Raw genomic sequence first — 12,905 nt, forward strand, 5'->3', positions numbered from 1 at the left:
GCTGATTTTTAGTTAATTTCTGCCATAGCCTTTGGCATAGTTACAAAAACCCAAAATAAATCCGTTCCTTAAATGCTTACCCTTTTCCTGATCCTTTTGGCCCTCGGCCTTATTTTATTGGCAATTTTAAAGTTCGACATTCATCCTTTTTTGGCTCTTTTCTCCGGGGCTATTCTCTATGGCCTGATGTCCGGTATGCCCACTGAGTTAATCATCAAGTCCGTATCTGAAGGTTTTGGGGGAGTATTGGGTTCTGTGGGTTTATTGATTTTGTTGGGGGTAATATTGGGCACCTTTTTGGAAAAAACTGGGGGAGCGATCGTGATCGCAGAAAAAATCCTGAGTTGGATTGGAAAAAAATCGGTCAACCTGACCATGATGCTTGGAGGTTATGTGCTTTCCATTCCGGTTTTCGGAGACAGCACCATCATCATGATGAACCCAATTGCCAAATCCCTTTCAGTACAGAGTAAAGTTTCCTATGCAGCCACCATGATCGCACTTTCTTTGGGAGCCATGTGCAGTCATTCCCTGGTCCCACCCACTCCAGGCCCGATTGCTACGGCAGGTTTATTGGGAGCGGATTTGGGATTGATGATTTTCTGGGGGATCATCGTCTCCCTGATCACCTTGATCCCGGGCTATATTTTTGTAAATAAGTTTGTAACCAAAATCCCCTTGGAAGCTAAAATGGCAACCAATGACACAGCGCCTGACAGAAATAAATTCCCTTCCGCTTTCAAGTCTTTTTTACCCATCATATTCCCTCTAATTCTGATCATCCTGGCTTCCATTGCCAAGTATCCTACCAAACCTTTTGGGGAAGGTGGATTTTATACGGTCATAGAGTTTTTGGGAACTCCCTTCGTCGCTTTGTTTATCGGGGCTTTGCTTTCGTTTTCCCTTCCTAAAAAGCTGGACAAAAAGATGCTTTCCGCTTCTGGATGGGCAGGGGAAGCCATGTTGATAGCCGCCCCGGTGATCTTCATTACGGGAGCAGGTGGAGTTTTTGGGAAAATGCTCCAAAATTCAGGAATAGGAGATTTGGTGAGTTCGGGAATGAGCGGTGCAAGCTGGGGAATATTCCTTCCCTTCTTGATTGCATTTGCATTAAAAACCGCCCAAGGATCCTCCACAGTAGCCATGATCACCACGGCCTCCATTATCGCTCCTCTTTTGGGATCTTTAGGTTTGGACTCCGAATCCATGAAAGTTTTTACTGCCTTGGCAGTGGGTGCAGGTGCCTTGGCAATTTCCCATGCGAATGACAGTGGTTTTTGGGTAGTAACCCAACTTTCCGGGATGAGCATCCGTCAAGGAAATAAATCCCACAGTTTGGGCACGCTGATCATGTCCCTGTCAGCAATTTCCGTCATCTACGTCCTATCCCTCTTTTTCGAATAAAAGACAAAAAATGAAGGCAGTTCCTTAATTGAAACTGCCTTTTACATATCATCGAGCTGTCCAGCCCCCATCGACTGTCACCATGGACCCGACCATATAGGTCCCTGCTTCGGAGGCCAATAAAATCGCTGCTCCCTGAATTTCTGAGAGCTTCCCCCATCGGCCTAGGGCCGTAGCACCCACCACAAATTTCTTACCCTCTTCAGTATCTGCTATGGGCAAATTCATTTCTGTCAAAAAGGGTCCAGGACAAATGGCATTTACAGCAATATTCCAAGGTGCAAGCTCCAAAGCCAATGCCCGGGTCATTTGAACCACAGCGCCTTTACTTGCGGTATAAGGAGTCCGGTTAGCCAAGCCAACCAAACCAAGCGTACTTGCCAAATTGATAATGGAACCTTTTTTCTGGTTTTTCATATAAGGGGTTACTGCTTTGGAAGCCAACCAGGTACCATTGACATTGATTTTCATCACCTGATTAAAGTCCTCCTGGGTCAGCTCGTCAATAGCTCCACGGATATTGATCCCTGCGGAATTGATCAAGACATCAATGCTTCCAAATGCCTCGAAGGCTGTTTTGGCCATTTCCTCCATGGCACTTTCCTCACTGACATCACCAGCAAAGGAAATCGCCTTGACTCCATATTCCTGGGCTATCTGCTTCGCGGATTCATGACCTTCCTGTTTGTTTCTGCTGACCAGCATGACATTGGCTCCGGCAGATGCCAAGCCAGCGGCCATCGCAAGGCCCAAGCCTTTGGACCCTCCCGTTATGATTGCGGATTTACCGCTCAGATCAAAAAGTTTTATTCCCGGTAATTGAGTGAAATCGGTTTTTTGAAACATGTCGAATTGTTTTAATTGGTAATTGAGAGTTTTGATTCAGCAATAATTCTTAAGATAAAAGGTTTGCTTTGGAATACTCCAAGCAAGCCACTACGTTTTCTTCCTCAAAAGCCAAGCGCTCTTCAGAGTTCAAGCCTTGAACTTTAGGCAAATCCTTTTTAGACTCCTTACTTCGGATATAGTCCAGCTTTTTGGCAAGGTCAGTTGCCTGAAAATCTCCGAAGGTAGCCCAATATTTTTCTGTCAGACAAGGAACCTCCAAGGGATCTCTAGTGATCATTTCCAGGGAAAAGGTGATTTGGGAATTGTGTTTCTTACATAGCTCCACTCCCCTTTTCAAATCCACGATTCCTTCTCCCAAAGGAACCTCGGAAAGTAAAAACCCTTCTGTATTCTGCTTCACTCCCATATCTTTCACATGAGTGGAAAATGAGTAGGGAGCTAAAACTTCTATCACCTCATCCGGATCTTCAAGAAGTGAGACATTATTTCCAAAATCCAGGGTCACTCCTACCCACTCGCTTCCCAGGTTTTGGATCAGTTCAGCCAATTCTTTGGCCTTCCAATCCTTGTGATTTTCAATAGCCAAACGAACCTGATGCTTCCGGACTATGGACTCTGCTAGATGTATGGATTCCAACGCGCGGGACTTGAAACCCTGGAATTCCCCGGCTGAGGCAAAATTCTCATAGCGCCTTCCATTCAGACAAACCGTCCTAAGTACCGTCGCTCCGGCTTCCTTGGCTGCTTTCACCTCCTTCTCAAAACGGGTTACATCATCCCTGCTTTTAGGCATGGAAATACTCCCCTCCAAATAAAGCCCAAGGTTTTCTCTGGCATCCCTGACCTTTTTTGCAAAGTCTGTTTCCCAGCCATTCACCATGACCTGAATCCCTCCTGCTCCTATGGATTTGCAGTGCTCCATCATGTCAATCGCATCCTGAAATGCAGGGTATTTGGTGCTTCCTGCCTTGGAACCCCATCTTGCCCCATAAGAATGCACCACTACCCCCATGGGTATATCCCTGAGAAAATCCGGAATCATTGAAAAAGGAAATGCAAGAGCCAAGGCGCTGGCACTTGAGGATTTGAGAAAGTCCCTTCTGGAGACAGTCGGCCGAAAGTGTTTTTCGGATAAGTTCATAGGCTGAGTTTTAAAGGTTATTGGGCTTTGTTTAGGGATTCCATATGTTGGTTCAGTTCGGCAGCGGACCAAGGATACACCCTTCCCTGTGAGGTATGGCGTACCCCTCCGACAGTTCTGCCTTGTACCGGTGGGGCTTGATTTCCCCACTCGTTTCGGATATAGGTAAGAATAGCTGCAATACTTCCATCATCCATGGTGGAATGAGCAGGCATAACCGGAAGAATATCCGGTGCATCATACTTTTTACCAGCAACTTCTATAGGGCCCTCTATCCCGTGGAGAAGTATCAGGGAAAGCCTTTTTTCATCTCCAAGCACCCATTCCGATCCGGCAAGAGGTGGCCCCATTCTATTCACCCCTTTGCCATTGGAGGCATGACATCCGGCACAACTGGCCAGGTATTTTTGCCGTCCTTGGGCAAATTGTTTCATTCCTGCATCATCCAGAGAATTCCCTGTAGAAGCAATTTCCCCAGGTGAGAAACCCGGCAATGAAAACAGTCTTTTCAGCATTTCCAAACGGGTCCCTTCCAAAGGAAGGTCTTCTCTTTGAAAGAGCTCAGGTTCAGAATCCAATGCCACTAAACCCAAAGCTTCCTGATCGGAGGCATGAATGGCCATAGCACCTAAAATCACTTCTTCTTTCCAGGTAAAATCGGGCTGGTCGCAAATCACCAATAGTTCTTTTATCTCCCCGATTTCTCCATTTTTCACCACAGCAGCAGTCAGCATTTCCAGAAATATTTCTTTATCTGTATCCTGATTTTGCCAAGAAGGATCTTTGAGTATTTGAGTCAGAAAAGCATATTCAGCATTTTCCAAACTGCTCATCACCGCATCCCGTATCAAAGGACTGTCTTTATGTTCTTGTATTACCTGAAAAAGAATGGATGCAGCTTGGTTCTTTTCCAAAACTCCGGCACTCAAAGCCAATTGAAGTGCTAGTTTTTCAGAAGCATTTTCAGAGATTCGAGCCATGGCACTGCCCAGTTTTTGACGCAGGGATGCATCTTCCAAGGATTGGCCTTCAAAAATTCTAAGGCTATTGGTCTGGATGAGTACGCTTGGATCTTCAAGGAGTATCAGCATAGACTCATCCAAAGGCTCATGCACCCCCTCTAAAACCCAAAGGGCATGAAACCTTCCCAACTCACTTTCTCCATTGATCAGGAGTTCTTTCAAATTCTGCACTATTTCCTTATTATTTCTTTCAACCAATAATCGCTGAGCTCTGTCCCTATACCAACCATCGGTATGACTTAAAAAAGAAATCAATTGCCCGTCTTCTAACTCCGAAAGTTTTTCTGGCTTTTTATAATGAGAATTTTCCGGAACTACTCTCCATATCCTTCCCAAATGAACCGGAGTCTCCAAGCCTCTTTCCAGGGTTTGCTCCTTCAAGTATGGAGTCATATACGATCCATGCTGCACAATCCCGTGGTACATGTCTACGATGTATAGTCCTCCATCAGGGCCTATGGCTCCATGCACAGGTCTGAACCTTTCGTCTGTGGATGCCAAAAACTCCCTACCGGGATTGGGGTCATGTGCCTCCAGCAAAATCCCGTTTTCCCGGACCACATTCCGCTTTACAATATTTCCGGCATTTTCCATGACAAACATATTCCCATAGTACTCTCCTGGAAAAAGATGGCTTCTGTAGACTACAGGTGAGCATGCAGATGTAAATTCTAAAAGTCTGCCCTCCTCATTGAGGGTTCCCGGTATATAGCCTCTATTGACAGCCGGATTGGATCGGATTGGAAATATTTTCCGGTCAATGGTCAACCCATGGTCTATTCCAGTGCTACTTTGATGATTGGCATTTCTGGACAAATAATTAGCTGGAACCATATCTCCATGAAGTTGGGACCAGTTGTAATTATAAATCAACCTCCCCTCATCATCCTGGGCGATACCCCATTGTCCCCGGAATTCTGTACTATCTCTGATCCAAGCCCCCTTTTCATAGCGGTATCTCAGTCTGGATTTGGCACTGTAATACCAATTGTCTACGTTTCTCAAAAAACCATTATCGGAATGCTCGGGAATCCCGTTGGACGCATACGTAGAGTCCAACAGTTCTTTGCTGTCAGCTATGAGGTCTCCGTCCAAATCCCTGGTAAACCAAAGGGAATTATTTTCTGCAACCAAAGCCCCACCGGAAACCAATCCCAAAGCCCGCGGCATGACCAGGCTGTCCAGATAAATCGTGGATTTATCCATTTTCCCATCCCCGTCTTCATCTTCCAATACGGATATTCTTCCAATAGGAAGATCTTCCTCGCTGCCCTCAATATCCGTCATATAGCCTCTCATCTCCACCACCCAGAGTCTTCCATCTTCATCAAAGTCAATCAGTACGGGATCTTCCACAAGTGGCTCAGAAGCCACCAACTCCACACGAAATCCTGGCTCGACCTGAAAGGTCTCCAATTCCTCCTCTGCAGTTCGTGCCGGGGAAAGTCCTTCTTCCTCAAGGAGACCTTGCTTTTTACAGGAACTAAGCGCAATTGCAATAAAAAAGGCGCTGCATAGAATGCGGGAAAAAGACATAGTCAATAGGGTAATTTTGGGTTTGAAGATTTGAGGGATTATCTCTAATTCAATTCAGTGAAGCGAGAGGTAAATCCCTTAGTTGTAATTTGATATATATTCTATAGATACACAAACAGGTTTTATCTGAATGGCTGATAATAAAAAAGTAGGCTTACTCTTCTTCTATCAAATCCAAGAAAAAGCCAATGATTCAAGTCATGAATCCACCTTAAAGGCAAATTCCTGAACTACAAAGCTTAACTTTGCCCAAAATCTCCTTTATGAATTTTTCAGACCTAGGATTATCCGACCAATTACTCAAAGCCATTGAGAAAGCGAACTATGAAAGCCCTTATCCCATACAGATTCAAGGGATTCCTGCTGTATTGAGCGGAAAGGATGTTCTTGGTATTGCGCCCACTGGTTCAGGAAAAACCGCTTCCTATATACTTCCCATTCTTCAGGTTTTACAGAAAAAAGAGGAGACCATCGGGAGGTCTGTTCCGGTTTTGGTTTTGGTTCCCACCCGGGAACTTGCGTCTCAGGTTGCCATGGTAGCAGAGGAATTCAGTCGCTTTCTGGACCGAAAAGTCAAGTCCTTCGCCGTATTTGGCGGGGTATCCATCAACCCCCAAATGAAAAAACTGAACCGGACGGATATTTTGATTGCCACTCCCGGGCGTTTGTTGGATCTGCTTTCCAGAAATGCACTTTCTCTTTCAAATGTGGAAATTCTTGTTTTGGATGAGATGGACAAGGTCCTCAACATGGGATTCAAGGAAGAGGTCGATCAGATTCTTTCTCAACTTCCCAAAAAGCGTCAAAACATCCTCTATTCCGCAACCCAAGACGAAAACATAGAAGATGTAATCAAAAAATTATTAAAAAACCCAGTCAGCATTTCCCTGCAACCTGAATCCATTGGGGTGGATCAGATCAATCAATACGCATACCGGGTCAGTCCGGAAAAGAAAGGTCCCTTCCTCCGACACTTGATCAGCTCAAAGGGCTGGAGTCAAGTCTTGGTTTTCGTTTCTTCCATCAGGACTGCCGACAACGTAGTGGGAAAACTGAATAAAAACGGGATTGAAGCCGTAGCCTTCCATGGAGATAAAAGCCAAGGGGCAAGAACAGAGGCTTTGAGCAGATTCAAATCCGGAAAAACAAAAGTCTTGGTCGCCACTGACCTTGCTGCCAGAGGAATAGACATTAAGTTTTTACCGGTAGTGATCAACTATGAGCTCCCAAGATCTCCAAAAGACTATGTACACCGGATAGGAAGGACCGGTCGTGCCGGAGCCGAAGGCGAGGCTATTTCCCTGATAACGGAAGAAGAGCTTCACCATTTCAAGGTCATTCAGAAAAAAATGAAAAAACGGGTTCAACTGCTCAATTCGGAAGATTTGGATTTTTAATTTTTGATAATTGAAAAGAACCTCTTCTGTCACTGAATAGGAAGTAATTCTTTTGTATTTTGGGTGTGAAGACCTGAAAACAACCATGAATTTTTTCTCCATTTCAGAAAAAGAACTTTATGAATCCCTAAAGTCGGGGCCTTCAGGACTTTCTCAACAGGAAGCAGCCAATCGCCTTCTTTCCAAGGGCCCCAACAAGCTCATCGAAAAAAAGAAACAACCGGCTTGGAAGCTTTTTTTGGGTCAGTTTAAAGATTTCATGATCAGCATTCTGATCATTGCGGCTCTACTTTCCGGAATAGCAGGAGAAATCACTGACACAATCATTATTCTGGTGATTATTATCCTGAATGCCATTTTGGGATTTGTCCAGGAATACAGAGCTGAAAAGGCCATGGAATCCTTGAAAAAGCTCACCCAGCCCCATTCTAAGGTAATCCGGGAAGGTCAGCTACTCACCCTTTTGTCAGAAGAGCTGGTACCCGGGGATTTGGTTCTCCTCGAAGCCGGAAACATGGTTCCGGCAGACATCCGGTTACTGGAAATTTTTTCATTGAAAGTAGATGAATCCTCCCTTACCGGGGAATCCGTAGCTGTCGAAAAATCCACTTTACTTTTAACGGACGAAAACCTAAATCCCGGTGACCAAAAGAACATGGCTTTCAAAGGCACTTTGATCACCAGTGGAAGGGGAAAAGGAATTGTGGTCTCCACAGGTATGGACACCATGCTGGGTAAAATCGCCAGCATGCTACAGGAAAAGGAAGGAAAAACTCCCCTTCAGGAAAGAATGAACCGATTTGGAAAAATGATTTCCTATATCATTCTCTTGATTTGTCTCTTCCTGTTTGGTTTGGGATGGCTAAGGGGTGAGGAATTTTTACCATTGCTACTGCTGACTGTCAGTTTGGCTGTCGCTGCTATCCCGGAAGCTCTTCCTGCCTTGATCACCATCGCCCTTTCTCTCGGGGCCGCCAGACTAGCCAAAAAGAATACGTTGATCCGAAAGCTACCCGCTGTGGAAAGTCTGGGCTCCGTCACCTTCATCTGCACTGACAAGACAGGCACCATCACCCAAAACAAAATGAAGGTGGTGAAAATGGAAGATGAGAGTACAGCCCCTCTTTTTTCAGGAATCAACAATTTGCTTTTGAGTATGGGGCTCAATGAGGACGTACACTTAGATGAAAACAGTGTACCTCAAGGAGAAGCGACCGAACTAGCCATGGTGGAAGAGCTCATTTTCCAAACCTCCCTTGAAGAATTCAAAAAAGTCAACAGTACTTTTAAGCGGATTGGTGAAGTCCCTTTTGATTCTGAAAGAAAAAGAATGAGTACCATCCATCTATTTGGAGACCGATACTTAGTCGTTACCAAAGGAGCAAGTGAATCTGTTGCCAGCCTTCTACAATCCCGGGAAAAGGCAGATCATTTCAGGGAAAAATCCCAGGAATGGGCTTGCCAAGGAATCCGTGTTTTGGCATTTGCCATGAAAATAGTGGATCATTTACCTGAAGAAAACCAATGGACCGAACTTGAAAGTGAGTTGGAAGCTATTGGGTTAGTAGGGCTGATAGATCCTCCAAGGGAGGAAGTCAATCTTGCCATTGAGGAATGCAAGACAGCGGGAATACGGCCTGTGATGATAACTGGAGATCATCCTGCTACCGCCAAAGCCATCGCTCAGGACGTAGGAATCTGGAACGAGGGAGATTTAGTGCTCAGTGGCTCGGAACTGGCCCAAATGAATGATCAGGAGTTTGCCGATAAGGTAGAAAAAACCACCGTATATGCTCGGGTGTCCCCAGACCAAAAACTCCGGATAGTCCGTGCCCTACAAGCGAAAGGGCATTATGCAGCCATGACCGGAGATGGGGTCAACGACGCCCCTTCCCTGCGAGCTGCCAACATGGGAATCGCCATGGGCATATCCGGAACCGATGTCAGTAAGGAAGCCGCACATATGATCCTGCTGGATGATAATTTCTCCACCATAGTCAATGCGGTGAAGGAAGGCAGAAGGATTTTTGACAATATCCGGAAGTTTGTCAAATACATCATGACCTGCAATAGCGCTGAAATATGGACTATTGCCCTTGCACCTGTATTGGGACTTCCCATCCCGCTATTGCCCATTCATATTCTTTGGATCAATTTGGTCACTGACGGACTGCCTGCTTTGGCCCTTGCAGGGGAACGCTCTGAAAAAAATGTCATGAAACGCCCTCCTCGAAAACCTCAGGAAAGCCTTTTTTCAGATGGAGTGGGCTACCATATTATTTGGGTGGGAATCCTGATGGCCGGGTTAACACTCTTCACACAATATTGGTCTTTGGAAACCGGAAAGGAACACTGGCAAACCATGGTTTTTGCCGTTTTGTCCTTTTCCCAACTTGCCCATGTCATGGCAGTCAGAAGCGACCATACCTTCCTGTACCGACAGGGATTTTTTTCCAACATGCCTCTATTGATTGCGGTTTCTATGACCATGGTATTTCAATTGGCAGTGATTTATCTCCCCTCTTTTAATTATCTATTCAAAACTCAGGCGCTGTCCTTGGAAGAACTGATTTTCTGTTTCAGTATGGCACTAATCCTATTTCATGCAGTGGAACTTGAAAAATTTGTCCGGAGAAAATTGAAAAACAAGCACCAAAAGAATACAGATTAAGCAGGAAAAAATTATTGAATTTATCCCAAAGTCCCATTGAATTTTGACCATAGAACCCTTTCCTCTGCATGTAAATAGTATTTTTCATTTATCTTCCGAAATCAGAGTAAAATCAAATTTCTTTTAGAATCGTGATTCAAAATACCAGGCAGGGAGAAATCCAGGAAAAATTACCAAGAAATCTAGGGCTTTGGGGAATATGGATGTTGGTGGTAAATGGCCTGATCGGGGCGGGGATTTTTGGGCTTCCCAGTGGAGCTGCTGCACTTGCCGGAGAATATAGTGTTCTGATCTACGCCTTTTGTGCACTTTTGATCTTGCCGGTCATCTTGTCCTTTGCAGAACTTGGCAGTTATTTTAGAGGAACGGGTGGACCAATACGCTATGGGACTTTGGCTTTTGGACCTTTCATTGGTTTTCAGGGAGGCTGGCTGTATTACCTTGCGCGTTTGATTTCCTTTTCGGCTAATACAGTACTTCTAACAGACAGCATCGCCTATTTTATCCCTGTTGCAGGGGATGGTACAGGAAGATTAATCTCCCTTGCTTTGACCTGCATAGTCTTGAGTTTGGTAAACATGGTGGGCTCTGTGGAGTCCATCCGCTCCATGACCCTTTTTACCATTATCAAGTTTGCCGTATTGATCGGTTTGGTTTTGGGAGGATTTAGCATTCTTGGCTCAGAAGTCATTCCTGATTTTAGCAGTCCTGCCCCTCCAATCTCAGATCTTGGAAGTGCTGCATTGTTGTTGATTTATGCATTTGTGGGATTTGAAGGGGCGGTTGTACCTGCAGGGGAAGCCAAACGTCCGGAGCGTGATATGCCGATGGGCTTATTGCTGGGACTGGGTATTGTCGCAGCTTTGTATATGCTGATCCAAGTCGTATCCCAAGCGGCAGTTCCCAACTTGGCCGAATCAACCACTCCCCTTTTGGATGCATCCTCTGCTCTTTTTGGACATGCAGGAGCAGTTGTACTGATGATCGGCGTTGCCACTTCTGTCTTAGCCAATCTTATCAGCTCAATGTTTTCGGCTACAAGAGTTACTTATGCCCTTTCTCTGGAAAACTCACTTCCAAAATGGTTTGGAGAAGTTCATCCCAAGTACCTTACCCCAGCCAACTCCGTCCTGTTTTTTGGTTTGGCGGCCTTTGTTTTGGCAGCAATGGGTTCCTTCACCGTATTGGCAGCAATGACGGTTCTGTCCCGTTTGTTCTTATTTATCATGAGCTGTGCTGCAATTCCGGTATTGAGACCGAAATTCAGGCAGGAAGGGAGATTCATCTTAAAAGGAGGATACCTCATCCCTGCGTTGGGGATTCTGGCTTGCATCTGGTTGATGTTTCAGGTAAGCTGGAATTCCGTATGGATGACGGCCCTGTTTATAATGATTGGGTCTGCTTTGTACTGGGTTGGAAAAAAACAGCAAAAAAATAAAGATCAGGAAAACTAAGGCTGAGCCCTTTCCCATTTTTTTCAAAAAAGCCAAGCAATCGAAGAATTTGTATAATTTGCTAAATGACCCCTTCTAACCTAGCAATCCGTACTGTGATTTTCAGCATGTTGGGCAATATTGTCCTTGCTGGGATCAAGTTTTTGACTGGAATATTGGGGAATTCCTATGCGCTGATTGCGGATGCTATCGAATCAGTAGTAGATGTTTTTACCGGGATTTTGATTTTGATAGGGCTGAAATACGCAGCCAGACCCGCTGATGAAAATCATCCCTATGGTCATGGAAAGGCAGAACCCTTGGTCACTTTTTTGGTAGTTGGCTTTTTGATAGTGTCGGCGGCTACCATCGCCTGGCAAGCCATATCCAATATCCAAACTCCCCATCAGGGGCCTGAAAACTGGACCTTATTGGTTTTAGGGTCCATCATTCTCTGGAAAGAAGTTTCCTTTCAGTTGGTCATGAGTCGGAGCAAAAACCTAAAAAGCTCCTCATTAAAAGCCGAAGCCTGGCATCATCGCAGTGATGCCATTACTTCGATCGCTGCTTTTATCGGAATTGTGATTGCTATTATTGGAGGAGAAGGGTATGAAGTGGCAGATGATTACGCAGCATTGGTTGCAGTTCTCTTTATTCTTTACAACTGTTATAAAATTTTCCGTCCCGCATTGGGAGAAGTGATGGATGAGGATTCCCACGAAGACTTGACCCAGGAAATTCGAAAAATAGCCCTTACTGTAGAAGGTGTAAAAGACACGGAGAAGTGTTTTATCCGGAAGGCGGGCATGAAATACCATGTGGATCTACACGCGAATGTCAACGGAGAACTCAGTGTAAAAGCAGGTCATGATATAGCCCATGATCTGAAGGATACGCTGAGGAAAGAGCTCCCCCAGCTCGGCCATGTTTTGATTCATATTGAGCCCTACGGGGATTAAGATGCTACCCTTTGGACCCCAACTGATCATCCAAACCAAATTTAATACAATCATGAAACGACTTTCCCTGCTTTCCCTGGCCTTATTTCTCTCCCTGACTCAGGTTTTCGCTCAAGCCAAACAAGACGTTGAGGCTTCTTTTTTAAAATTCAACCAAGCGCTTTTGGATGAGAACGTTGAGGCACTCCAATCCCTTACCTCCAAAGACTTGAGTTATGGACATTCCAGCGGAGGCATTGAAGACCAGGAAGCTTTTTTGGACGTGTTTAGAAATAAGAGCAATGACTATCAGCGTTGGGATGTTAGTGAAGTTAGCATACAAACTCCAAGTCCAAACCTCGCGATTCTAAGACATATGGTGGATGGGGTGATTTCAGCCAACGGTCAGGATATCCCTCTCAGTCTGGGAGTCATGATGATTTGGGTCAAGGAAAAAGGAAACTGGAAACTACTCGCTCGCCAAGCCTACAAACGATAAGTCATAATTTTTCCT

Annotated in this window: 9 protein-coding genes; 6 read left to right on the top strand and 3 right to left on the bottom strand. The window is 45.1% G+C overall.

Translation table 11 applies throughout. From position 1 onward, the window contains the following. Positions 1 to 72 precede the first annotated feature (72 nt). Positions 73 to 1,404 (top strand): GntP family permease, encoded by a 1,332-nt coding sequence (locus P2G54_RS04475; RefSeq protein ID WP_275868637.1) that lies wholly within the window; start codon positions 73 to 75, stop codon positions 1,402 to 1,404. 48 nt (positions 1,405 to 1,452) lie between these two features. Here the strand turns inward: P2G54_RS04475 and P2G54_RS04480 are convergent, their stop codons facing one another. Genes P2G54_RS04480 through P2G54_RS04490 form a run of 3 tightly spaced genes read right to left on the bottom strand, consistent with a single transcriptional unit; the run spans position 1,453 to position 5,952 of the window. Further along, entirely contained in the window at positions 1,453 to 2,250 is a 798-nt protein-coding gene (locus tag P2G54_RS04480; protein ID WP_275868639.1) for a glucose 1-dehydrogenase, read from the bottom strand. Between the two features lie 49 nt (positions 2,251 to 2,299). Continuing rightward, positions 2,300 to 3,394, bottom strand: a complete 1,095-nt coding sequence (locus P2G54_RS04485; RefSeq protein WP_275868641.1) for a TIM barrel protein — start codon at positions 3,392 to 3,394, stop codon at positions 2,300 to 2,302. Positions 3,395 to 3,411: 17 nt separating this feature from the next. After that, entirely contained in the window at positions 3,412 to 5,952 is a 2,541-nt protein-coding gene (locus tag P2G54_RS04490; protein ID WP_275868644.1) for a c-type cytochrome, read from the bottom strand. A 263-nt stretch (positions 5,953 to 6,215) separates the two neighbouring features. On the opposite strand from P2G54_RS04490, the gene P2G54_RS04495 reads away from it, so the two are divergent. The 5 genes from P2G54_RS04495 (at position 6,216) to P2G54_RS04515 (ending at position 12,890) form a co-directional block, all read left to right on the top strand. Next, complete coding sequence (locus P2G54_RS04495) at positions 6,216 to 7,349, top strand: DEAD/DEAH box helicase (RefSeq protein ID WP_275868646.1); 1,134 nt, start codon at positions 6,216 to 6,218, stop codon at positions 7,347 to 7,349. A gap of 85 nt (positions 7,350 to 7,434) precedes the next feature. Beyond that, on the top strand, positions 7,435 to 10,020 hold the full coding sequence (locus P2G54_RS04500; protein ID WP_275868649.1) for a cation-translocating P-type ATPase: 2,586 nt from the start codon (positions 7,435 to 7,437) through the stop codon (positions 10,018 to 10,020). 131 nt (positions 10,021 to 10,151) lie between these two features. Next, complete coding sequence (locus P2G54_RS04505) at positions 10,152 to 11,474, top strand: APC family permease (RefSeq protein ID WP_275868652.1); 1,323 nt, start codon at positions 10,152 to 10,154, stop codon at positions 11,472 to 11,474. A gap of 65 nt (positions 11,475 to 11,539) precedes the next feature. Further along, on the top strand, positions 11,540 to 12,412 hold the full coding sequence (locus P2G54_RS04510; RefSeq protein ID WP_275868655.1) for a cation diffusion facilitator family transporter: 873 nt from the start codon (positions 11,540 to 11,542) through the stop codon (positions 12,410 to 12,412). 52 nt (positions 12,413 to 12,464) lie between these two features. After that, positions 12,465 to 12,890 carry a nuclear transport factor 2 family protein gene (locus tag P2G54_RS04515; RefSeq protein WP_275868658.1) on the top strand — a complete coding sequence of 142 codons (426 nt, stop codon included), beginning with the start codon at positions 12,465 to 12,467 and terminating at the stop codon, positions 12,888 to 12,890. The last annotated feature ends 15 nt before the right edge of the window (positions 12,891 to 12,905 follow it).

It is taken from the genome of Algoriphagus sp. CAU 1675 (genome assembly GCF_029222925.1).
Lineage (GTDB): Bacteria > Bacteroidota > Bacteroidia > Cytophagales > Cyclobacteriaceae > Algoriphagus.

Bases quoted from the DNA above. Each gene is read 5' to 3' on its own strand.
- P2G54_RS04475 (WP_275868637.1), top strand. From the start codon at position 73: ATGCTTACCCTTTTCCTGATCCTTTTGGCCCTCGGCCTTATTTTATTG.
- P2G54_RS04480 (WP_275868639.1), bottom strand. From the start codon at position 2,250: ATGTTTCAAAAAACCGATTTCACTCAATTACCGGGAATAAAACTTTTT.
- P2G54_RS04485 (WP_275868641.1), bottom strand. From the start codon at position 3,394: ATGAACTTATCCGAAAAACACTTTCGGCCGACTGTCTCCAGAAGGGAC.
- P2G54_RS04490 (WP_275868644.1), bottom strand. From the start codon at position 5,952: ATGTCTTTTTCCCGCATTCTATGCAGCGCCTTTTTTATTGCAATTGCG.
- P2G54_RS04495 (WP_275868646.1), top strand. From the start codon at position 6,216: ATGAATTTTTCAGACCTAGGATTATCCGACCAATTACTCAAAGCCATT.
- P2G54_RS04500 (WP_275868649.1), top strand. From the start codon at position 7,435: ATGAATTTTTTCTCCATTTCAGAAAAAGAACTTTATGAATCCCTAAAG.
- P2G54_RS04510 (WP_275868655.1), top strand. From the start codon at position 11,540: ATGACCCCTTCTAACCTAGCAATCCGTACTGTGATTTTCAGCATGTTG.
- P2G54_RS04515 (WP_275868658.1), top strand. From the start codon at position 12,465: ATGAAACGACTTTCCCTGCTTTCCCTGGCCTTATTTCTCTCCCTGACT.